The 21787-nt window shown below is 55.0% G+C and carries 18 protein-coding genes; 17 read left to right on the forward strand and 1 reads right to left on the reverse strand.

The window, feature by feature from the left end; all coding sequences use genetic code 11:
- The first annotated feature begins 13 nt into the window (after positions 1–13).
- The 9 genes from HOP44_RS00970 to HOP44_RS01010 all read left to right on the forward strand — a co-directional run bounded on the left by HOP44_RS00970 (position 14) and on the right by HOP44_RS01010 (position 10677).
- Positions 14–787 carry a lytic transglycosylase domain-containing protein gene (locus tag HOP44_RS00970; protein ID WP_172249756.1) on the forward strand — a complete coding sequence of 258 codons (774 nt, stop codon included), beginning with the start codon at positions 14–16 and terminating at the stop codon, positions 785–787.
- A gap of 121 nt (positions 788–908) precedes the next feature.
- Positions 909–2060 (forward strand): cysteine desulfurase family protein, encoded by a 1152-nt coding sequence (locus HOP44_RS00975; RefSeq protein ID WP_172249758.1) that lies wholly within the window; start codon positions 909–911, stop codon positions 2058–2060.
- Positions 2061–2063: 3 nt separating this feature from the next.
- Positions 2064–3305 carry a tRNA uracil 4-sulfurtransferase ThiI gene (gene thiI, locus HOP44_RS00980; RefSeq protein WP_172249760.1) on the forward strand — a complete coding sequence of 414 codons (1242 nt, stop codon included), beginning with the start codon at positions 2064–2066 and terminating at the stop codon, positions 3303–3305.
- 135 nt (positions 3306–3440) lie between these two features.
- Positions 3441–3953: a hypothetical protein gene (locus HOP44_RS00985; protein ID WP_172249762.1), complete on the forward strand. Its 513-nt coding sequence runs from the start codon at positions 3441–3443 to the stop codon at positions 3951–3953.
- Between the two features lie 139 nt (positions 3954–4092).
- Positions 4093–5934, forward strand: a complete 1842-nt coding sequence (gene typA / locus HOP44_RS00990; RefSeq protein ID WP_172249764.1) for a translational GTPase TypA — start codon at positions 4093–4095, stop codon at positions 5932–5934.
- 210 nt (positions 5935–6144) lie between these two features.
- Entirely contained in the window at positions 6145–7284 is a 1140-nt protein-coding gene (locus HOP44_RS00995; RefSeq protein WP_172249766.1) for an LCP family protein, read from the forward strand.
- Between the two features lie 90 nt (positions 7285–7374).
- The gene (locus HOP44_RS01000; protein WP_172251485.1) at positions 7375–7827 is read left to right on the forward strand and encodes a pyridoxamine 5'-phosphate oxidase family protein; all 453 of its coding nucleotides are present in this window, start codon (positions 7375–7377) and stop codon (positions 7825–7827) included.
- A gap of 132 nt (positions 7828–7959) precedes the next feature.
- Positions 7960–9297, forward strand: a complete 1338-nt coding sequence (locus HOP44_RS01005; protein ID WP_172249768.1) for a PhoH family protein — start codon at positions 7960–7962, stop codon at positions 9295–9297.
- A gap of 117 nt (positions 9298–9414) precedes the next feature.
- The gene (locus tag HOP44_RS01010) at positions 9415–10677 is read left to right on the forward strand and encodes an extracellular solute-binding protein (protein WP_172249770.1); all 1263 of its coding nucleotides are present in this window, start codon (positions 9415–9417) and stop codon (positions 10675–10677) included.
- A 97-nt stretch (positions 10678–10774) separates the two neighbouring features.
- Here HOP44_RS01010 and HOP44_RS01015 read toward each other — a convergent pair whose 3' ends face one another.
- Positions 10775–11860, reverse strand: a complete 1086-nt coding sequence (locus HOP44_RS01015; protein WP_172249772.1) for a coiled-coil domain-containing protein — start codon at positions 11858–11860, stop codon at positions 10775–10777.
- 240 nt (positions 11861–12100) lie between these two features.
- Here HOP44_RS01015 and HOP44_RS01020 point away from each other — a divergent pair, with 240 nt between their 5' ends.
- The 8 genes from HOP44_RS01020 (at position 12101) to HOP44_RS01055 (ending at position 21724) form a co-directional block, all read left to right on the forward strand.
- Positions 12101–13057, forward strand: coding sequence for a 2-dehydropantoate 2-reductase (locus HOP44_RS01020; protein ID WP_172249774.1), 957 nt, complete (start codon positions 12101–12103; stop codon positions 13055–13057).
- 63 nt (positions 13058–13120) lie between these two features.
- Positions 13121–13507 (forward strand): DUF3397 domain-containing protein, encoded by a 387-nt coding sequence (locus HOP44_RS01025; protein WP_172249776.1) that lies wholly within the window; start codon positions 13121–13123, stop codon positions 13505–13507.
- 206 nt (positions 13508–13713) lie between these two features.
- Positions 13714–15444: a peptide ABC transporter substrate-binding protein gene (locus HOP44_RS01030; protein ID WP_172249778.1), complete on the forward strand. Its 1731-nt coding sequence runs from the start codon at positions 13714–13716 to the stop codon at positions 15442–15444.
- A 212-nt stretch (positions 15445–15656) separates the two neighbouring features.
- Positions 15657–16589, forward strand: a complete 933-nt coding sequence (locus tag HOP44_RS01035; protein ID WP_172249780.1) for an ABC transporter permease — start codon at positions 15657–15659, stop codon at positions 16587–16589.
- Between the two features lie 4 nt (positions 16590–16593).
- Entirely contained in the window at positions 16594–17559 is a 966-nt protein-coding gene (locus tag HOP44_RS01040) for an ABC transporter permease (protein WP_343059692.1), read from the forward strand.
- A 33-nt stretch (positions 17560–17592) separates the two neighbouring features.
- Positions 17593–18516, forward strand: a complete 924-nt coding sequence (locus HOP44_RS01045; RefSeq protein ID WP_172249782.1) for an ABC transporter ATP-binding protein — start codon at positions 17593–17595, stop codon at positions 18514–18516.
- 259 nt (positions 18517–18775) lie between these two features.
- On the forward strand, positions 18776–20404 hold the full coding sequence (gene bshC, locus HOP44_RS01050) for a bacillithiol biosynthesis cysteine-adding enzyme BshC (protein WP_172249784.1): 1629 nt from the start codon (positions 18776–18778) through the stop codon (positions 20402–20404).
- Positions 20405–20458: 54 nt separating this feature from the next.
- The gene (locus HOP44_RS01055) at positions 20459–21724 is read left to right on the forward strand and encodes an adenosylhomocysteinase (RefSeq protein WP_172249786.1); all 1266 of its coding nucleotides are present in this window, start codon (positions 20459–20461) and stop codon (positions 21722–21724) included.
- The last annotated feature ends 63 nt before the right edge of the window (positions 21725–21787 follow it).

The raw sequence follows: 21787 nt of genomic DNA on the forward strand, positions 1-21787 counted from the left end.
GAGAGTGCAGCCGATGATTATTGATCCGAGGACGGCCAAGCAGCTCATCGAACTTCAATGGATGGACAGTATGAATCTGGACAAGTCCGCAATAAAAAATATGGAGCAGGGCAAAATCGATTCGTCGGTCTTTGCCACACTGCTGCAGCAGAAGATGGATCAATCGGGGACGGGGTCGATCTCGGCCCAGGAATTGATGAAAACGCTCGATGCGATCGCGCTTCCGGCCGATCGGGTGGGTTCGATGAAGCAGGGGGCCACTTCGCTTGAAGGCGCTTCTCAAAGCGCTTCGTCGCTGGACAGGTCATCCGCCAAGATCGAGATGCCGTCCGTGTCCGAACCGACCGTCAAATCCGGAACGCCGAATGCGAATGCCGCCCAATACGCGGATATCGTGCAGGCGGCGAGCTCCAAATACGGAATTCCGCAGTCTTTGATCAACGGCATCATCGATGCGGAATCGTCGTTCAATCCGAACGCCCAGTCGGGCGCCGGTGCCAAAGGCCTCATGCAGCTGATGGACGGGACGGCCGCGGGACTCGGTGTCAAAAATTCGTTCGATCCGGAGCAGAACATCAACGGAGGCGCCAGCTACATCGCTTCCATGCTGCTTCGTTTCGACGGTTCCCAGCGTTTGGCGCTTGCCGCTTACAACGCGGGTCCGGGCACACTCCAGCGTTTGGGCATCCGAACCGAAGCCGATTTGGATGCCAATTTCGACCGGCTCCCACGCGAGACGCAAAATTATATCGGCCGGGTAGAAAAGGCTCAAGCCAAATACATTTGAGCCGATTCGGCGCAGTCGAAGATCAAAAAGGAGAAGCCCGGCTTTTCCTTTTTGATCTTTTTGCCGTCTGTTGGGAGTGCGGCTGCACGGAATATAAGGAATGGAAAGAAGGTCAAGATTCATGCTTAATTTCGATCACGCGGCTTCGACGCCGGTTCATCCGGACGTCATCCGTACCATAAGCGAAGTGACGGAGGCGCACAGCGGCAATCCTTCTTCGATTCACCGAGGAGGACAGGCTGCTTCCAGACTGCTGGAGCGTTCGCGCGAAGTCTGTGCGGCTGCGCTCGGCGTCCAAAGTGCGGAAATCGTCTTCACTTCTGGGGCGACGGAGAGCAACAATCTGGCCGTGAAAGGAATGCTGCTGGGCCGCGTCGACGGCAGACGGCATATCGTAACGACACAAATCGAGCATGCTTCGGTATATGAAAGCTGCCGCCAGCTCGAAAGTTTCGGCTTTGAAGTTACCTATGTGGCGCCGGAAGCGGATGGCACGGTCCGTCCCGAGCGGATATTGGGTGCGGTGCGCAAAGATACCGCATTGGTGAGCGTCATCCACGTGAATAACGAGACTGGAGCTGTCCAGCCCGTCGAAGAGATCGGCCGGCAGTTGAAGCGCCGCGACGCACGCGTACGATTTCATGTCGACGGCGTTCAGGGCTTCGGCCGCCTTGCTCTTGGGCTGAATGCCGCCGGGATCGATCTGTACAGTCTGTCGGCACACAAGATTGGCGGTCCGCGCGGAGTCGGTCTGCTGGTGGTCCGCAGCGGAGTCCGTCTATTCCCGCTGATATCGGGCGGTACGCAGGAAAGCGGGCTGCGTGCCGGTACGGAAAACGTACCTTCGATTGTCGGAGCGGCCAAAGCTTTCCGGCTTGCGGCGGAAGGACAGCCCGAGCGCGCCGAGCGGATGAATCTGCTGCGTGAATATGCGGTGCGGGAAGTGCGTAAGCATAAAGCGCTGACGCTGACCGAACCCGCACATCCCGCACCGCATATTGTACATTTTACATTTCCGGGGTTGAAATCGCAGGTGATTCTGCATACGCTTGAAGAGCTCGGCGTTCTTGTGTCGGCTCAATCCGCCTGCTCGGCAAAAACCGAGAAACCGAGCCGGGTTCTCGAAGCGATGGGGCGCGATCGCGCCCATGCGACTTCGGGGATCCGCTTCAGTCTGGGAGACGGGCATACGCAAGAAGAAATCCGGCTGCTGTCGGAGGCGCTGGAACAGGCCGTGAGCCGGCTGGCGCCGTTTGAGGGGAGAAAAAGATAACGAATGAAGAAATACGATTACCTGCTGCTGCGTTTTGGCGAATTGACCTTAAAAGGGCGCAACCGCGCGAAGTTTGAAAAAGCGGCCGTCGAGCATGTCCGGGCGCTGCTGCGTCCTTATCCGGAAGCCAAAGTGCGCCGCGAATTCGGACGTATTTATGTCGATCCGGGCAGCGGACAGGCCGAAACGCTTATTCCGGTACTGCAGAACGTCTTCGGCATGACGTCGATGAGTCCGGTGCGTGCCGTGAAGCCCGAACTGGACGAGATTATCCGCGCGGCCGGAGAACTGCTCGAAGCGATGGAGCTCAAACGCGAAACGACATTCAAGACGAATGTCCGCCGCGTCTGGAAAGACTTCCCGCATTCGTCACAGGAATCCAATCCGCTGATTGCTTCTCCGCTGCTCAAGCGGTTTCCGCTGCTCAAAGTCGATGTGCGGGAACCGGAGCTGGAACTGCGGATCGAAATCCGGGACCAATTCGCTTATGTATACGGCGAAGTGATTCCGGGAGCGGGAGGCTTCCCTCTTGGAACAAACGGGAAAGCGCTGCTTCTGCTGTCGGGAGGAATCGACAGCCCGGTGGCCGGCTGGTCGGCGCTTCGCCGCGGACTGGAAGTGGAGTGTATCCATTTCCACAGTTATCCGTTCACCAGCGAAAAAGCGAAAGAAAAAGTCGTCGACCTCGCTCAGGCTCTGGCCGAGTATGCGGGCAAAATCCGTCTGCACATCGTGCCTTTTACCGAAGTTCAGACTTCGTTTACCCAGATGGGACAGGATAATCTGATGATTACGCTGATGCGGCGGGCCATGCTCCGGATCGCGACCAAAGTCGCGGAGCGGGAAAAGGCACTCGCGCTCATAACGGGAGAAAGTCTCGGCCAGGTCGCCAGCCAGACGCTGCCCAGCATGAACGTGATCGAACGCGCGACCGAGCTGCCCATTCTGCGGCCGCTCGTCATGACGGACAAAGACGAGATCATCCGTCTGTCGCGCCGGATCGGAACCTACGATATTTCCATCCTGCCTTACGAAGACTGCTGCACGCTGTTTGTGCCGAAGTCGCCGACGACCAATCCCAATCTGCGGATCGTCAACAAGGTCGAAGCCGTTACGCCGAATCTTGAGCGTTTGATCGAAGAAGCGGCCGACGGTACGGAAACGATCGAACTGTTTGCGGGCGGTTCGCGCAGCCGAAGCAATCAAGAAGGCGAAGAATCGCCGGCCAATCCCGATTGGTTCTGAAGAACGCGGCCGCGCTCTCCAAGATTTGCCGAACCGCTGAATAAACAGCCGTAGATTTCCGATAATAACAAGGATGGGATACGCAGTTTCCGCGTATGCCAGGATAGGCGAAAATTCCGCAAGAGGAGAATCGGGATGCCAAACAATAATAAAAGGGCTGTCGGAATTTTTGTTTTAGCTGCCGGACTGATTATTCTCCTGGGACAGTGGGGCGTATTTTCTTTTCTGGGACGGGTGTTCTGGCCGCTGCTCATCCTGCTGCCGGGGGTAGCCCTCCATCTGGCTTTCGCAGCCCGCACCCTTCCGGCCTGGGTACTTGTTCCGGGCGGAACATTGACCGTGTACGGCATTGTGTTTTCTCTATGCAATACCTGGGGGTTCGGTTTGATTGAAGTGCTGTGGCCCGCGTTCCTGCTGGGTCCGGGCGTCGGTCTGTACGAGTACGCGCTGCTCGATTCGGTACGTCCGAAAGGCATTTATTACGCGTCGCTGGGTTTGATCGGTCTGTCGATCCTGCTGTTTATTTTCAGTTTGCTCGGCGCTTTTTTTCTCTACGCCTTCTCGGTTATTTTGATTCTGGCAGGAGCCTGGCTGGTTTTTTGGCCTGAATCCGGGGCGGGCAAACGAAGCGGTTGGCGTAAAATGTAAAAAGGCTTGAAATTTCATGAAAATCATGTATAATCAAAGGGATCGAGGAGCGTCGGCAGTGTTGCCAGACGCTTCTTTTGTGAGAATCCCAAGGACAAGTTTTTTAAACATTTTTAATAGAGAAGGGAACATTCCATTCATGCATTCAAGACAAGAAATTCGCAATATCGCGATTATCGCTCACGTCGACCATGGTAAAACCACGCTCGTCGACAAACTGCTCCAGCAATCCGGTATTTTCCGTGACCACGAGCATGTCCAAGAGCGCGCCATGGACTCCAACGATCTCGAAAGAGAACGCGGCATTACGATTCTGGCGAAAAATACGGCGATTCCTTATAAAGATTATCTGATCAACATCGTGGATACACCTGGACACGCCGATTTCGGCGGAGAAGTGGAACGGATCATGAAAATGGTCGACGGCGTTCTGCTCGTCGTTGACGCTTACGAAGGTTGCATGCCGCAGACCCGTTTCGTACTGGGTAAAGCTCTGGCGCACAATCTGACGCCAATCGTTGTCGTCAACAAAATCGACCGTCCGGCCGCCCGTCCGTCGGAAGTCATCGACGAAGTTCTCGACCTGTTCATCGAACTGGGCGCAAACGATCAACAGCTCGACTTCCCGGTCGTGTACGCTTCCGCACTGAACGGCACATCGAGCAAAAACGCCGACAAGCAGGATGACAACATGCAGGCAATGTACGAAACGATCATCGAGAACATTCCGTCGCCGACGGAAAGTGTCGATGAGCCGCTGCAATTCCTCGTTACCCTGATGGACTACAACGAATACCTCGGCCGTATCGCGATCGGTCGCGTAAACCGCGGTATCATCCGTCAAGGTCAATCCGTTGCCGTTATGACGCGCGACGGAGGCATGAAGCAGGCCCGCATCGAGAAGCTGTTCGGCTTCCAGGGTCTTAAGCGTATCGAGACGGACCAGGCCGGCGCCGGCGATATCATCGCCATCGCGGGGATCAAGGACATCAACATCGGCGAGACGATTGCCGATCCGCAAAATCCGGAAGCCCTGCCGGTCCTCAAGATCGACGAGCCTACCCTGCAAATGACTTTCCTCGTCAACAACAGTCCGTTCGCGGGCCGCGAAGGCAAATGGGTCACTTCCCGCAAGCTGCGCGACCGTCTGTTCTTCGAACTGGAGACCGACGTCAGCCTGCGCGTTGACGAAACCGACAGCCCGGATGCTTTCGTTGTATCGGGACGCGGCGAGCTTCACCTGGGTATCCTGATCGAGAACATGCGCCGCGAAGGTTACGAGCTGCAGGTTTCGAAACCGGAAGTTATCGTCAGAGAAGTCGACGGCAAGAAAATGGAGCCGATCGAACGCCTGCTGATCGACGTACCGGAAGAAAGCACGGGCGCGGTTATGGAGAGCCTCGGCGCGCGTAAAGCCGAAATGGTCAATATGATCAACAACGGCACGGGACAGGTTCGCCTGGAGTTCCTGATTCCGGCTCGCGGCCTGATCGGATACCGTACGAACTTCCTGAGCCTGACTCGCGGATACGGCGTCATGAACCATGCGTTCGACAGCTACGGACCGCTCGTTGTGGGTCAGGTCGGCGGACGTCACCAGGGCGTACTCGTATCGACCGAGAACGGCAACGCTACGCTGTACGGCATTCTCGGCGTCGAGGACCGCGGTACGCTGTTCGTTGAACCGGGTGCCGAAGTGTACGAAGGCATGATCGTCGGCGAGAACACTCGCGATAACGACATCGTCGTTAACATCTGCCGCGAAAAGCAGCTGACCAACGTACGTTCCGCTACCAAAGACGATACGGTCAAAATGAAGACGCCTCGCCTGTTCTCGCTGGAGCAAGCGCTGGAATATCTGAATGACGACGAGTATTGCGAAATCACGCCTAAAAACGTTCGGATGCGCAAGAAAATCCTGAACAAAGGCGAGCGCGAACGTTTCGAGAAACAACGCAAAGCGGCTCAAGCGAGCCTGTAAGTCATACGGCAGTAAAAAACAAACAATCGGTAACTTTTCCCGCTTCGCCCGCGTCTTATTAAAAGACGTCAGGGCGAGGCGGCGAACAGGGTCCGCCGCCCTGGTGGCGTGCGGACCCTGTTTTCGTTTGTACGGAAAAGGACATGAGTCTGCATAAAAGCGATCATGCGCGATTCGTACGGATTGCACAAGAGAAGGAGCTGGACAGAGATGAGCAGTACACAAGGCGGAGGTCTTCCGCCGCGCTCCAATGGCCGGAGTACAAAGCCGGCGGAAGCGCCCACCGTCCGCCGCGGCGCTGGAGGTTCAGGCGGCAGTGGTGGAAACGGCGGCCGCCGGCCCGCGGGCAAAAAGAAAAAAAGCGGAGCCAAGCGCTTCTGGACGATATTCGTGGTGCTTCTGATTCTGCTGGTCGTCGCAGCCGGTTTGTATTTCGGCTGGATCTATCAGAAGTCGAAAGCGATCGGTACCGGAGGCGAACCTGCAAAACCGGCCGATTCGCAGCCGATTGCCATGGCGCTGCTGGGTACGGATTTTCGGGAAGAAACCAATACCAACCTGACTGATGTTGTTATGGTAGTAGCCCTGAATCCTAAGACCGATACAGCGACTGTAGTTTCGTTGCCACGGGACGGCCGTTTCGTTCTGGACGGGTACAAAGTACGTAAAGTGAATGCTTACTATCCAAAATTTTTGTCCGAAGAAAAAAGCGGCGGAGAAAAAGCGAAAGATGAAATAAAAACAATGCTAAGCAAATATTTCGGGGTTTCGGTTGATTACGCGACGATTGTTAACTTCAATACAGTCAAAGACGTAGTGGATGCGGTAGGCGGAGTCGAAGTGAACGTTGACCAAAATATGTGCTATAAGACTCAAGCGGACAATACCAATATTGATCTTGAAAAAGGCATCCAAGTTTTAGACGGTGAACAGGCGCTGGGGTTTGTCCGGTATCGTCATACGACTTTTAGCCAGCCCAACGATCCATGCGAGGGCAACAAGACCGCCGAATCGAATGACATTCAGCGAAACGCGAGACAGCAGCTGTTGATTGCGTCCATATTGGAGAAACTCAAATCGTTTAATGCAGTAACCAAAGCAGGCCCGTTGATCGAAGCTGTGGCCGATAATACAGATACGGATTTGGAGAATAAGCAAGTTCTCAATCTGGTGCGAACCTATTGGGACATTCCAAAAGAAAATATCGTTTACAAGCAGATTACCGGTCCATGGAGCAGCAAAACCAGCTTTGTTGAAATGGACACAGGAGATATAGAAGCTGCCAAACAGGCGCTGAAAGACGAACTGGCCGGCAATCACCAGCCTGCCGCGGCTGCAACCTCTCCTTGATTGAATGGGGTTTTCCCGATGTGATATAATCGGGGAAGCAAGACGTTTATTGAATGATTCCGATCAGATGCCGTATTAGGAGGCCACATGATGTCCGAAGCCGTTACGCAGTTGACCGAAACCTTGTTCAATCAGCTTCAGGGCGAGACGTTTGCCCTGTTGGCCACTGTAGATGCCGAAACGAACGGTCCGACCTCGACGGCCATTTCTTGGCTGTATGCCTCAAATCCGGGGACCGTCCGCTTTGCGGTCGACCACCGTTCGCGTCTGGTCCGCAATATTTTGAACAATCCGAAGGTTACGCTTACGATTTTCGGAGGCGAAAAGGTATATGCCGTCAACGGAGCCGCAAAGGTCGCCCAAGACCCGCTGTGCGATGTTCCGTTCAAAATGTGCTGTTTCGACGTGGAAGTCGAAGCGGTGCGCAATGCCCTGTTTTATGGAGCGCATCTCTCTTCACCACCCGAATATACCCGTTCGCTCGACCGTTATGCCGCCGAACTGCTCGACGGTCAGGTCATGAGCGCCATGAAAAAAGCCTAGCGGTTCGCCGCGGGCTTTTTTGCTCTTTTTTCTTGCTTGAAAGGGGGTGGTCGGCGGTTTGAGTCGGCTCGTTTGAATCGCATTGCGATTCGGGGAAGCTTGCGTTCCATTAAGCCTCGGGAGGGATTTCTCGTGAAAAAGCTCTTTGTTCTCGATACCAACGTTCTGCTGCACGATCCCCGATCCATTTTTTCGTTTCAGGAACATGAAGTGGTGATTCCGGCTACGGTGCTGGAAGAAATCGATTCGAAAAAAAGGCTGGCCGACGAAATCGGACGCAATGCCCGAAGCGTATCACGGGAGCTGGACGCCCTGCGCGAACGCGGGCATCTGCATGACGGAGTTGCGCTCGAGTCGGGCGGAATCCTCCGGGTTGAACTCAATCACCGCAGCTTCCAGAGCATGCAGGACAAGTTCGGCGAAATGACGAACGACAACCGCATCCTGGCCGTTGCGCTTAATTATCATAATGAACAGCAGGGTTTGCCCGAAGGAGAGGCGCGGCTCGTCGTTATGGTCAGCAAAGACGTACTCGTTCGCGTCAAAGCCGACGTACTCGGTGTGCTCGCGCAGGATTACATGACGGACCGGGCGGCCGATCCCGACTCGCTGTATCCGGGTTACATGACGCTGCAGGTACCGGATGAAAAAGTGGACCGTTTTTACCGGGATAAATATTTGTTCCTTTCCGAAGCCGGAAGCGAAGCCCAAAAACTCTATCCGAACGAATTTGCGATTCTGAAAGACGAAGCGGGCGGCAAATCGGCGCTGGTCAAAGTGAATGCTGAAGCGAAACGGCTGGAGCCGCTTTTTCAGGGGCATGATCCCGTCTGGGGAATTACGGCTCGCAATGCGCAGCAGCGTATGGCGCTCGAACTGCTGCTGTCGGATGATATTCCGCTGGTCACGATTACGGGCAAAGCGGGCACGGGCAAGACCCTGCTGGCCCTTGCGGCCGCTCTGATGAAAGTAGAAGACGAACGCAAATACAAAAAGCTGCTCGTCGCGCGCCCGGTTGTTCCGATGGGCAAAGATATCGGCTACCTGCCGGGCGAAAAAGAAGAAAAACTTCGTCCGTGGATGCAGCCGATCTACGATAATCTGGAGTTTTTGTTCGATACCAAAAGCGCGGGAGACATCGACAAAATCCTTATGGGGCTCGGCAGCATACAGGTCGAAGCGCTGACTTATATCCGCGGGCGTTCGATTCCTTCGCAGTTCATCATTATCGACGAAGCGCAGAATCTTTCCCGGCATGAAGTCAAGACGATTATCTCGCGCGCCGGAGAAGGCAGCAAAATGGTCCTCGTCGGCGATCCCGAGCAGATCGATCATCCGTATCTGGACGCGGCGAGCAACGGACTGACCTATGTGGTGGAACAGTTCAAATCACAGAAGCTAGCCGGACATATCCATCTGGAAAAAGGCGAACGTTCCAAGCTGGCCCAACTGGCAGCCGATCTTCTCTAAACCGAATACGTGCAGCCGATTTTGCGGGAATCCGGGTTTTGCTACCGGATTCTTTTTTTGGTTAGAAAAAGGATCCTTTGCTACAATAGGGAAAGCAGGAAACGGAGGGAACAGACTTTGAAGCGAAAAAATCATTTCGTGCTGTTCGGCATATTGCTGCTTGCCCTGATCAATTTGTCGCCGTCTTTGCCGGAGACCTCCACATCGCGATCGCAGCCGGATGGCGAGTCGGCGGCGCTGCGCGGAGGGAAATCGGAACAACCGCTGCGCGAGATCGAAGTCTATACCATGATGGGGACGGAAGAATTCAAAGCGCTGCAGGCCGTGAACGAAGAATACCAGCGAAAAGCCGGTACCCTTGTCACTTTGGTCAATATCGCACCGGAGCAGGCGTACAAGACGTATCGCACCGCTTATGCGTCGGGACGCGAACCCGATGTGCTGATGCTCGACGGCAGCTGGGTCGCGGACCTGGCTTCCGAAGGCAGGCTGCTGCCTGCCGACCTGTATGAAACGGGCGTCACATCGGCGGCCGATTCTCTTCCGCTGCCCGCGGCTTCGGTAGAATGGAACGGTTATCGCTGGGCAGTGCCGCTCGATCTCGATCCTTACGGCGCCGTCTGGAGTCCCGAACGATTTACCGGAGAGTCCGGCAAGCTTCCGGCAGACGACAAGAGCTGGCAGAGTTGGGAGAAAGGCCTGTCCGAAGAAAAGGCTTCGCCGGGCGGGATTTCCGGGCCTCAGCCGATTCTGGGCCTTCCCTCGGGAGATGTACGTGCTTTTGCCGCCCTGTTGGCTTTATGGGAAAGCGCCCTGCAGGGAGAAGAAGGTCCCCGGATAGAACATGCACTGCAGCGGGCGGAAGCGCTCCGCGGGCGGACCTATCTGAATGATGCGTCCGCGACAGAAGGACATCCGCCTTCGGAACTTCGGGCCAAAGTGGAGTCCGGCGAACTGGATCTGGCCGTCGACCGATTGTCCAGACTGGGCGCCGAGGACTCTCCGGAGTCGCGCGTTGTTCCTCTGACTTCCGCCGCACACACAGCCGTACTGCGCTGCTTCGGCATTTCGGCGAATACGGAACATGCCCGGGAAGCTTCGCTCTGGATCGCTTACCTCACCGGGCATGAAGCTCAAAGCGGTTGGCATGCCGCCACCGGGCGTCTGCCCGTTCTGCGTTCGGTTTACGACGGGTCCGCCAGTGCGGAACTGCTGCGCTGGATGCCCAACCCTGCGGCCGAACGTTCGGCGGGCGCAGAAGCCGGAGCGGCAAACCCCAAAAAGGCGCCTGCACGGGAAATCGCCTGGAGCCGTTCGCTCGACCGGTTCTACGAAGGGAAACTTGGCGCGGGTCAGCTTGCCGTTTATTTACGGCCGTAATGCTGTCTTCGTCTGCCTCCTTTTTCCCATAAAAAAACTCTGCCGCATACGGCAGAGTTTTTTGTCGAAAAAGAGGCGGAGCGGATAAGCATCCCGGTCAGAGCAGCAGCTGCAGCACGATTTGGAGATGGCCGTCGACCATTTCGACCTCGCGCACTTCGACCGGAGCCACCTGTTGGGGATAGAATCCCAGATCGTATTTCTGCTCCAATTCCTTGCGGGTGCTGCCCGGCAGTTCCAAACCGTTGAATACCAGATTGTCCACGTGGAACAGAACCGCATTCTGGGGTTCGGTTTCCAGGGTATATCGGCCTTCGATCCGCAGCGACAAACGGTCCCGTTTGCCTTCGGCAATCACCCGTCCATCTTCGAAAGTGAAAGAAAAATTTTCAAAATCGGCATTGCGCGAGCGCAGGAAGTCGTTGAGTTCGGTATCGGTCAGTTTGATCGTATAGCGCGTGCCGAGTCCGGACACTTTCATTTTTCCGCTTTTTTGCAGAAAATCCGGGAGTTCGTTGCTGGCTGCGGCAAGCTCGGCGAAATATTCGTCCACTTCGTAAAGACCTACATTGTTCCAATACACATTCAACTCTTCGGCAAGCCGGTTCAGACTGCCTGGATCGTCGCTGGCCAGAAGGCCGGAATCGATATCTTTCTGCAGAGTGCGCAGCCGAAGCCGCTGCTCTTCGATACCGAGCCTGACTTCTTCCAGGCGCGCCGAGTTCGCCGCAAGATCGCCGCGCCGGGCTTCCAGCGCATCCGTGTCTTTGCGAAAACCGAGCAGCAGTTCCTCGTCGTGCCGAACGGCAAGGCGGTAATAAGCGAAGAGCCGGTTGAAATCTCCGAGGGATCTTGCATTGAGCAGGGACAGGAAGACCGGCCGCTGGCTCTGCATGTACTGGGCGCGGACTATACTGCCGCTGCGCTCCCTGTTCTCCGCAATCCGGCTTTCCAGCTGCTTGATTTCAACGTTCAGAAGCTCGCCTTGGCGCGCCAGTTCCTGCTGTTCGCCGACGATCCGTTCGGTATCCCGCTCCAGTTCGTTCAGCGACAACGTATCCTGCAGCAGCTTGCGCTGCTCGGGCGTCCATTCTTCGGCGGAGGTTTGCGCCAGTGCGGAGCCTGCGGCGGAAACGAACACAAGCAATGCCGCAAGCAGACTTAGATAGACACGTTTCGACACCGCGTATTCCCCGCTTTCCCCTATTTTTCTGGTTTATTTTCAAACTTTCGCGTCCGGCATTTTCGGAATTCTTTCCCTGTGCTAAAATAAAACTCCCCAAGCTGTATCGAAAGCGGCGGGGCAGCGGGAAAAGTGGACCAATCGCTTGCTTTTTTCGGCGATAACGCAAAATTTTGGTTTGATTTAATTATAAGGCTTTGAAGCCGCGAACGTAAACCATAGGGCCATGGAGGAATAAACGTGAATATCGAAGTGATCGGAGGCGGCGCGTTGGGGCTTCTTTTTGCCGCCGGAGCCGCTCTCGGAGGAGCGGATACCGTCTTGTACACCCGAACGGACGCACAGGCCCGAACGATTGCCGACCGGGGCATCTCCTGGGGTCAAGGCGGGCAGGAAGAAACGCAGCGGCGGATCGCGACAAACCTTGGCGCCCGGCCGATAAGCGCCTTCGGCGGCTCGGGGCGCGGGAAGCCCGAAGAGCGCTGGATCCTGCTGGCCGTCAAACAAAAAGATCTGAGTCCGTCGTTTATCGCCCGTTTGACTTCCGGCGTGTACGAGGGTGACCGAGTGCTCTGCCTGCAAAACGGCATCGGACATTTGGAGCGGCTGGCCGAAGCGCTGCCGCAAGCGGTGATCTACGCGGCGATTACGACGGAAGGGGCGCGACGGCCGGAACCGGATACCGTGGTGCGCGCCGGTTGGGGCTCGACCGTGTTCGGGATACCGGGTTCTTCGGCAGAGGCCGCGGAGCGGCGGAACGCGGCGGAGAAAAAGTTGGCTGAGACTTTCCAAGCGGGAGGATTGGCGCTCGCGGCGTCGAATGAAATCGAAACCGCTATTTACAAAAAATTGGTTATCAATGCCGTAATCAATCCGTTGACCGCCATATGGCGAATCGAAAACGGGCGGCTGCCGGAGAGTTTGGCCCGTGCCGAATTCATGCGCAAACTGTTCGACGAGACGCTTGGGGTGTATAGCGCGGCGGGAGTCCCCGCATTGGAAGAATGGTGGGAAGAACTTCTCGGCGTCTGCCGCTCGACCGCGCTCAACCGGTCTTCGATGCTGGAAGATGTGTCCCGGGGAAGAGAGACCGAAGCGAAATGGATCGGCGGAGGAATCGTTGAACTTGCCCGGCGCTCGGGAACCGAAGCACCCTTGAACGAAATGCTGGTTCATATGATTGAAGGCATGCGCTGAAACCTGCGGTGCCCGGACACGGCGGCGTACGCTGCAAAACTTTGCCGGAAGAGGAGACTTGGTATGCTCGAAACGGTATCCGCTTTTCTGATTACACTCTGCGTGCTGCCTTTTTTGCCGTTTGTGCTCGTGTATGGCGCAGGTCTGCTGCGCAAAGAGAAAAGAGGGCTCTCGTTTCGCCGGGCCATGGATCTGACCACGCCTTTTCTGATCGTTGCCGTATCCGCTTTGTATAATTATATTTTCGGTTCTTCTTTCGGTTTTTATCTGATCATGCTGATTTTGATCGTGCTTGCCGGACTGCTCGGCAGTATGCAGAATCGCAAACGCGGCCGCGTGGAACCCGGCCGTTTGTTCAGAGGTCTTTGGCGAATGTCTTTTCTGATGCTGGTTCCTTTGTACCTGATTCTCGGAATAAGCGGATTTATTGTACATTTCGTAAATACCTAACATGAATATGGTACATAGTCGGCTAAATCGCTTAAAAAGAGCTTTGTTACAGGGTTTTGACCGGCGGTCAAGACAGAAAATATGACAGAAAACGATTTAAATCTGAAAAAAACCGTAAGATTCTGAAAAAAGGTTATAGATTTTTTTTGCGGTGGGGGGTATAATCAATAAAAAAATTAATCTTTTTTTAGGGGGAAAGTTGCAGGATGAAAAAGAAAAGCTGGATGTTGCTTCTTACGCTGGTTCTTGTAATCGGCACGGTTCTCGCAGGCTGCGGAAGCGCCGACGAGAAGACTACCACGGACACGGGTACAAAGACCGAGACCGGCACGACCGATGAAGGAACAGCTGCTGAACCCGCGGCTGATGCAAACCTGGCGGCTGACCAGACCCTGCGCCTGAACCTCAGTGCAGAACCGCCGACACTTGATCCGGCACAAGCACAAGACAGCCAGGCCAATACGGCACTGCGCTTCATGTATGAAGGCCTCGCTACAATCGGCGAAGACGGTCAACCGAAAGAAGGAGCAGCCGAAAGCTGGGAAGTCTCGGAAGACGGCCTCACTTACACATTCAAAATGCGTCAAGGCGCAACTTGGAGCAACGGCGATCCTGTAACGGCGAACGATTTCGTATACGCTTGGGAACGCGCGCTGAGCCCGGAAACTGTTCCGGCTCCGGTATACGCGTACCAACTGTACTACATCAAAGGTGCTGAAGAATTCAACACCGGCAAAACCAAAGACTTCTCGAGCGTAGGCGTTAAAGCCGTCGACGAGAACACACTTGAAGTTACCCTCACGAATCCGACTCCTTACTTCCTGGGTCTGACTTCGTTCTACACGTACTATCCGGTTCACAAAGCAACGGTTGAAGCCGGCGAAGCTTGGGCAACAGATCCAGCTACAATGGTTACAAACGGACCGTTCACACTGACGACATGGACTCCGGGTTCGGAACTGTCCTGGACGAAAAACGACAAGTACTGGGACGCAGCCAATATCAAGCTGACTAACGTTACCGCTACTGTCGTAAACAGCGGCGCTACCGAAACCGCTTCGTACCAAGGCGGCGAAATCGATTATGCCGGCGCACCTACCGGTGAAATCCCGACCGACCAAATTCAACCGCTTTCCGAGCAGTTGAAAGACGAGTTCAAACTGACAGACATCGCTTCGACGTACTACTATGAGTTCAACACCAAAGAAAAACCGTTCAACAATGCCAAGATCCGTAAAGCCTTTGCAATGGCAATTGATCGTCAATCGCTGATCGACAACGTAACGAAAGCAGGCCAAACACCGGCTTACGGTTTCGTACCGACTTCGATTGCCGGACTGAACAACCAATCGTTCCGCGACGAGCATCCGGACAGCGAATACTTCAAGGAAGATACGGCGCAAGCCAAAACCCTGCTTGAAGAAGGCATGAAAGAAGAAGGTTACACGACACTTCCTCCGATCACGCTGCTCTACAACACAAGCGAAAACCACCAAAAGCTGGCTCTTGCCGTAGCTGATATGTGGAAAAATAACCTTGGCGTAGAGATTCAAACGAAAAACGAAGAATGGTCCGTATTCCTGGAAAGCAGAAAAACAGGCAACTTCCAAGTTGCACGCGCGGGCTGGTCGGCCGACTATAACGATCCGATGACTTACATGGATATGTTCGTAAGCGGCGGCGGCAACAACAACACGGGCTATGCAGACAAAGCCTACGACGCTCTGATCGACGGCGCTTACAAAGGCGGCAACGATCCGGAGAAACGTATGCAGGATATGGCTGCGGCCGAAAAACTGCTCATTCAAGACAACATGGTTATCATGCCTGTCTACTACTACACGCAAGCATCGCTCACCAAGCCTTACCTGAAAGGTGTAACGACTGACTTCTCCGGCGCAATCAACTTCACCCGCGCTTACCTGGAAGAACACTAAGATTCACGGTTGGAAGCGATTATGACCAAAGCTAAATAAAGGCTCGGGATATATGTGGATTCCCATATATATCCCGATTTTTTTGCATGTTCGTCAAACTTCCATTTTTGCTCTTGCTTAACCAGTAAATAGGGTTGAATATAATGGATATGCAACTATACATTCGAATCACATTTTAAGCAGGATCAGAATGAAGGAGGAGAGGTTCGCAAATGGCACGGTATGTAACCAGCAAACTTCTATATACGCTGCTCTCGCTGTTTATTTTGATAACAGCGACATTTTTCTTGATGAAAGCTATCCCGGGCGATCCGTTTATGTCCGAAAAAGAAGTGCCTGCTTCAATCCGCGCGCGTCTTGAAGCGCAGTACGGTCTCGATAAGCCTCTCATGACCCAGTACGTCAATTATTTGGGCAATATCGTTCAGGGCGACCTGGGCATTTCCATGAAAAAACTCAATCAGGAAGTGTCCCATATCATCGGCCAGACATTCGGCGTTTCGCTGCGTCTGGGTCTGATTGCCGTGGTTGTGTCGACCATTGTCGGCGTGGCGCTCGGCCTGCTTGCCGCCTTGTATCACCGCAAGTTTATAGACAGCATGGTCATGGTTCTGGCTGTCATAGGCATTGCGGTACCGAGCTTCGTGCTTGCTTCGCTCCTGCAGTACGCATTGGGCCTGAAGCTCGGTTGGTTCCCGATTACCGGTCTTAAGACTCCGCTCGGCTATGTGCTGCCGGTTATGGCCCTGTCGGCCGGCCCGATTGCTTATATCGCGCGCCTGACCCGTTCGAGCATGCTTGAAGTGCTGCACGCCGATTACATCAAGACGGCCAAAGCCAAAGGTTTGAAATGGCCGGCCATTCTCTGGAAACACGTAATCCGCAACGGCATTCTGCCGGTCGTCACTTATGTGGGTCCGATGACAGCCAACGTAATTACGGGTTCGGTTGTCGTGGAACGGATCTTCGGCATCGGCGGGATCGGCAAAGTATTCGTAGAGAGTATCTCAAACCGCGATTATACGATGATTATGGGGATTACGCTGTTCTACGGCATTATCCTGATGTTGGCACGCTTCATTACCGATATCGTTTACGTCCTCGTTGATCCGCGTATCAAACTCACATCGGGCAAGGAGGGCTAATCAAGTGTCTAACGAAAACAAACTAAACAAACAGCCTCTTCCCGCTTTGACGGCGGCGGATTTCGAGTCTGTTAATGTCAATGAACGCGAATCGGAAGTCATCAAACGCGAGAGCCTGACGGCTTGGCGCGATACCTGGGAACGTCTGCGCAGCAACAAGGTCGCGATGAGCGGACTGGTTGCGCTGGTCGTTATCATTATTGCTTCCATCTTCGGACCCTGGATCGCTTATTGGGTACACGGTTACGATTATCAGACCAATGACCTGATGGCAACCAACCAAAAGCCTTCGGCACTGCACTGGTTCGGTACGGACGATCTGGGCCGCGATATGTTTGTCAGAACCTGGTCGGGTGCCCGCATCTCCCTGATCGTCGGCGTCGCCGCGGCGCTGATCGATCTGCTGATCGGCGTGATCTACGGCGGCATCATGGGTTACTTCGGCGGCCGCGTCGATACGATCATGAACAAATTCTCCGAAATTCTGTATGCTATTCCTTACCTGCTCGTTACAATCCTGCTGCTCGTCGTATTCAAGCCAAGCTTGGGCACGATCATCCTGGCGCTGACGATTACGGGTTGGATCAATATGTCGTGGATCGTCCGCGGCGAAATCATGAAATTGAAAAACCGCGAATACGTATTGGCTTCCCGTTCGATGGGTGCCGGTACGGGCAGACTGCTGTTCCGTCACCTGCTGCCTAACGCAAGCGGCCCGATCATCGTCACGTTGACGCTGTCGGTTCCTAACGCAATCTTCGCCGAGTCGTTCCTGAGCTTCCTCGGTCTGGGCGTACAGGCTCCGATCTCCTCGCTCGGTTCGATGGTCGAGAACGCGCTTACCGGCTGGATGTTCTATCCTTGGCGGATGCTGTTCCCGGCGATTCTGATCAGCGTGATCATGCTGGCGTTCAACCTGCTCGGAGACGGACTGCGCGATGCGCTGGATCCTTCGCTTAAAAACAAATAACTCGCAGATTTCAAAGTAAAGGAGGCGTCAGCCATGAAAGCAGAACTCGGCAAAAACCTGATCGAGGTTGAAGGTCTGAAGAAATATTTTAATGTAGGAAGCGGCAAAGTGCTCAAAGCGGTCGACAACCTGAACTTCTTTATCCGCGAAGGCGAAACGCTTGGCATGGTCGGCGAATCCGGCTGCGGAAAATCGACGGCGGGACGTACCATTCTCCGGCTGTACGAGCCTACTGCGGGAAGCGTGAAATTCAACGGTACGGACATCTACAAGCTCTCCCCGAATAAAATGAAAGCCATGCGCCGCGATATGCAGATGATCTTCCAGGATCCGTATGCTTCGCTGAATCCGCGCTTCACGGTATCGGATATTATCGGCGAAGCCCTGGATATCCACAAAATGGCGGGCAGCGGCGGCGAACGCAAAAAGCGGATCGAAGAACTGCTTGATCTGGTCGGCCTGAATACCGACCATGCGACGCGTTACCCGCACGAATTCTCGGGCGGCCAGCGCCAGCGGATCGGGATTGCCCGCGCGCTTGCGGTCAACCCGAAATTTATCATCTGCGACGAACCGATCTCGGCGCTTGACGTTTCGATCCAGGCGCAGGTTGTCAACCTGCTGCAGGAACTTCAGGAACGTCTCGGCCTGACCTACCTGTTCATCGCGCACGATCTGTCGATGGTCAAACACATCAGCGACCGGGTAGCGGTTATGTATTACGGCAAAATGGTCGAGCTGGCGGACAGCGAAGAACTGTACAGCAATCCGATTCACCCGTACACCAAGTCGCTGCTGTCCGCGATTCCGATCGCGGATCCGGAAATCGAGTCGCAGAAGAAGCGGATTATGCTGTCGGCCGAAGGCGGCGGCCCGATCCGTTCGGCGGGCGAGGCTTCCGAAGAGAGCACACTGGTCGAAGTATCCCCGGGGCACTGGGTTGCGACTCCGTACTAAACCTTATAATCAAGCGAACAGGCATTGAAGGGAACGATTGAACGTTCGATCTTCCCTTCAATGCCGGACTTCCTCCGTGTTCAACCGGAAGAAGGTCGCCGTCTTTCCGAAGCGAACCAGGCTCGGGAAGGCGGCCTTTTGCTTTTTACGGCATCCGGCTTTATGTCGGATCGGATGAAAGTTATTTTGACGGTTTGAGAACGATTGGGTACAATCAAGAAGGGTTTAAGCAGAACGCAGACAGGAGGCAAGGCCAGACATGAATGTCATTCCGCAGGCGCTTCGCAAGGGTTCGGCCTTGGGAGAAGATTACGTGCGCGGTCAACACGCGCGTGAATTATACGAATACGATTTAGAAGACGTCCAGGCGCTTCAGCGGAGGGCCGAATGGCTGGATGCTCCGCACAGGCCGCAGGCCGACCGTCAGGCGCTTGTCGAAGTGCTGGGCGCCTATAACGCCAAATACAATGACCATTCCGCCGTGAGCCGCTCGCTGGAGAAGCTTCGAAGCGGGGAGACGCTCGTCGTGGTGGGCGGCCAGCAGAGCGGATTGTTTACCGGTTCACTGCTTGTCGTCTATAAAGCGGCGACGATAGTCCATGCGGCAAGAGCCGCTTCGGAACGTCTCGGACGCGAGGTCGTACCGGTGTTCTGGATTGCGGGCGAAGACCACGACTGGGACGAAGCGGATCATACGTATGTGCTGACGCCCGAACTTGAAGTCCGGCGTCTGCGTATGGAAGCCTGGCATGACGGACGTTCGTCGGTCAGTGAAGTTTCCGTGCCGGCCGAGAAGTGGGCAGAAGCCATCGCGGAATTGGAACGGCATCTTGCCGATTCGGAATTCAAAAGCGAGATTTTGGAGCTGCTGCGAAAAGAACTGCCTCATTCGCTCAGCCTGAGCGAAGGGTTCGCCCGTTTGATCGGCCGGCTGTTCGGTCATTACGGCCTGGTGCTGGTCGATTCGGCCGATCCCGAGCTGCGCCGGCTGGAGAGCCCGATGTTCCGGCAGCTGATCGAACAAAACGACGAATTTGAAGCCGCTTATCTCAAAGCGGCGGACCGTATTGAACAAGCGGGCTATGAGCAGCAGGCGCAGGCCGTCGAAGGTGCGGCGAACCTGTTCTATATCCATGAAGGCCAGCGGCTGCTGCTGTATAAGCAGGGCGACAAGTTCGCCGACCGCCGCGGCACCGTTATTTTTTCCAAAGAAGAACTGCTGGAACGTCTGGAGCGATGTCCGGCCTGTTTCAGCAATAACGTACTGACCCGTCCCCTGATGCAGGATTATTTGTTCCCGGTGCTGCAGGCGGTACTGGGGCTCGGCGAGGTAGCGTATTGGGCCGGAACCAAAGACGGATTCGAAGCGGCGGGGATGCAGATGCCGATTCTGCTGCCGCGCATGTCGTTTACGCTGCTCGATCCGACCACCCAAAAACATATGAAACTGTACGGTCTCAGCTTTGAAGATGTGATGGAACGGTTCGACAGCCGCAAAGAAGCCTGGCTGGCCAAGCAGGACAAGCTGGGTACGGACGGGTTGTTCGAGCGGACAAAAGCCGATTTCGAACAGCTTTACGCACCGGTCATCGAGCGGATCGGCGAACTTCAGCCCGGTTTGGCCGCTCTCGGCGAAACCAATCGCAGCCGGATCGTCGAGCAGATTTCCTTTTTGCAGGAGAAGACCCGCCAGACGATCGCCCGGCAGAACGAAGCGGAACTGCGCCGCTGGGACCGCATCTACAAGACGCTGTTTCCACTGGATCGGCCGCAGGAACGCGTGTACACGGTCTTTTATATGCTGAACCGGTACGGAATGGACTGGGTCGATTCGCTGATGAAGATCGAACCGGATCTGAAGGGCGGACACCGCATTATCGAAGCCTGAACGGACTGAAGCCGCAGATCGGCGGAAACACACAATCGGAGCGGAGGAATTTATATGAGTTCGTTGGCCAAACAAAACAGTATCATCGCGGATATCAATCTGGCACCGGAAGGGCGCCTGAAGATTGACTGGGTGTCGGCGCATATGCCGGTACTGAACCGGATTCGGGAACAATTTGAACGCGAACAGCCTTTTAAAGGACTGAAAGTGTCGGTCTGCCTGCATTTGGAAGCGAAAACGGCGTATCTGGCCAAAGTCATTCAGGCGGGCGGAGCGGAAGTTACCATTACCGGCAGCAATCCGCTGTCGACCCAAGACGATGTCTGCGCCGCTCTGGTGGAAGACGGCATTACCGTATACGCCAAATACCAGCCGGCTCCCGGCGAACTCAAAGCCCTGAATATCAAAGCGCTGGAAGCCAAGCCGGATCTTATTATCGACGACGGCGGAGACCTTGCGACTATTCTGCACGGGGAACGTCCGGATCTGCTGGCCACCATCCGCGGCGGCGCGGAGGAAACGACCACCGGCATTATCAAACTGCGTTCGCTCGAGAACGAAGGTACGCTCAAACTGCCGATGATCGGCGTCAATGACGCTTTTTGCAAATCGCTGTTCGACAACCGTTACGGAACGGGCCAATCGGCCTGGGACGGAATCATGCGTACGACCAATCTCATGGTAGCCGGCAAAACGGTGGTTGTGGTCGGCTACGGCTGGTGCGGCAAAGGGATGGCGATGCGGGCGCGGGGACTGGGTGCCAACGTCATCGTCACCGAAATCGATCCGATCAAAGCGGTAGAAGCGCATATGGAAGGGTTCCGTGTGATGTCGATGCTGGAGGCGGCGCCGCTCGGCGATTTCTTTATTACCGTGACCGGAAACAAAGCGGTGATCGCGGGCGAACATTTCGACGTCATGAAAGACGGAGCCATTCTCTCGAATGCCGGGCACTTCGATGTGGAAGTCAGCAAACCGGATATGGAAGAACGGTCCGAGTCGATCCGTACGGTACGCAAAAATATCGAAGAGTATCAGTTTAAGGACGGACGCAAGATGTATCTGCTGGCCGAAGGCCGTTTGGTCAATTTGGGCGCGGCAGACGGACATCCGGCCGAGATCATGGATATGACCTTCGCGCTTCAGGCGCTGTCGCTGCGTTACGTCAATGAACATTACGAAGAAATCGGTCCCCATATGATCAAGCTGCCGTACGAACTGGACGAGCAGGTTGCCCGCTACAAATTGGAGAGTCTGGGAATCCAAATCGACGAATTGAGCGATATGCAGAAGACTTATCTGCAAAGCTGGAACGTTTAAGGTTTCGTTTTAAGAGCGCAGCAGGCCGTTTATCCCGGATAGATCGGGAGTAAGCGGCCTGTT

The sequence above is a fragment of the Saccharibacillus deserti genome (genome assembly GCF_013618475.1).
Taxonomy (GTDB): Bacteria; Bacillota; Bacilli; order Paenibacillales; family Paenibacillaceae; genus Saccharibacillus; species Saccharibacillus deserti.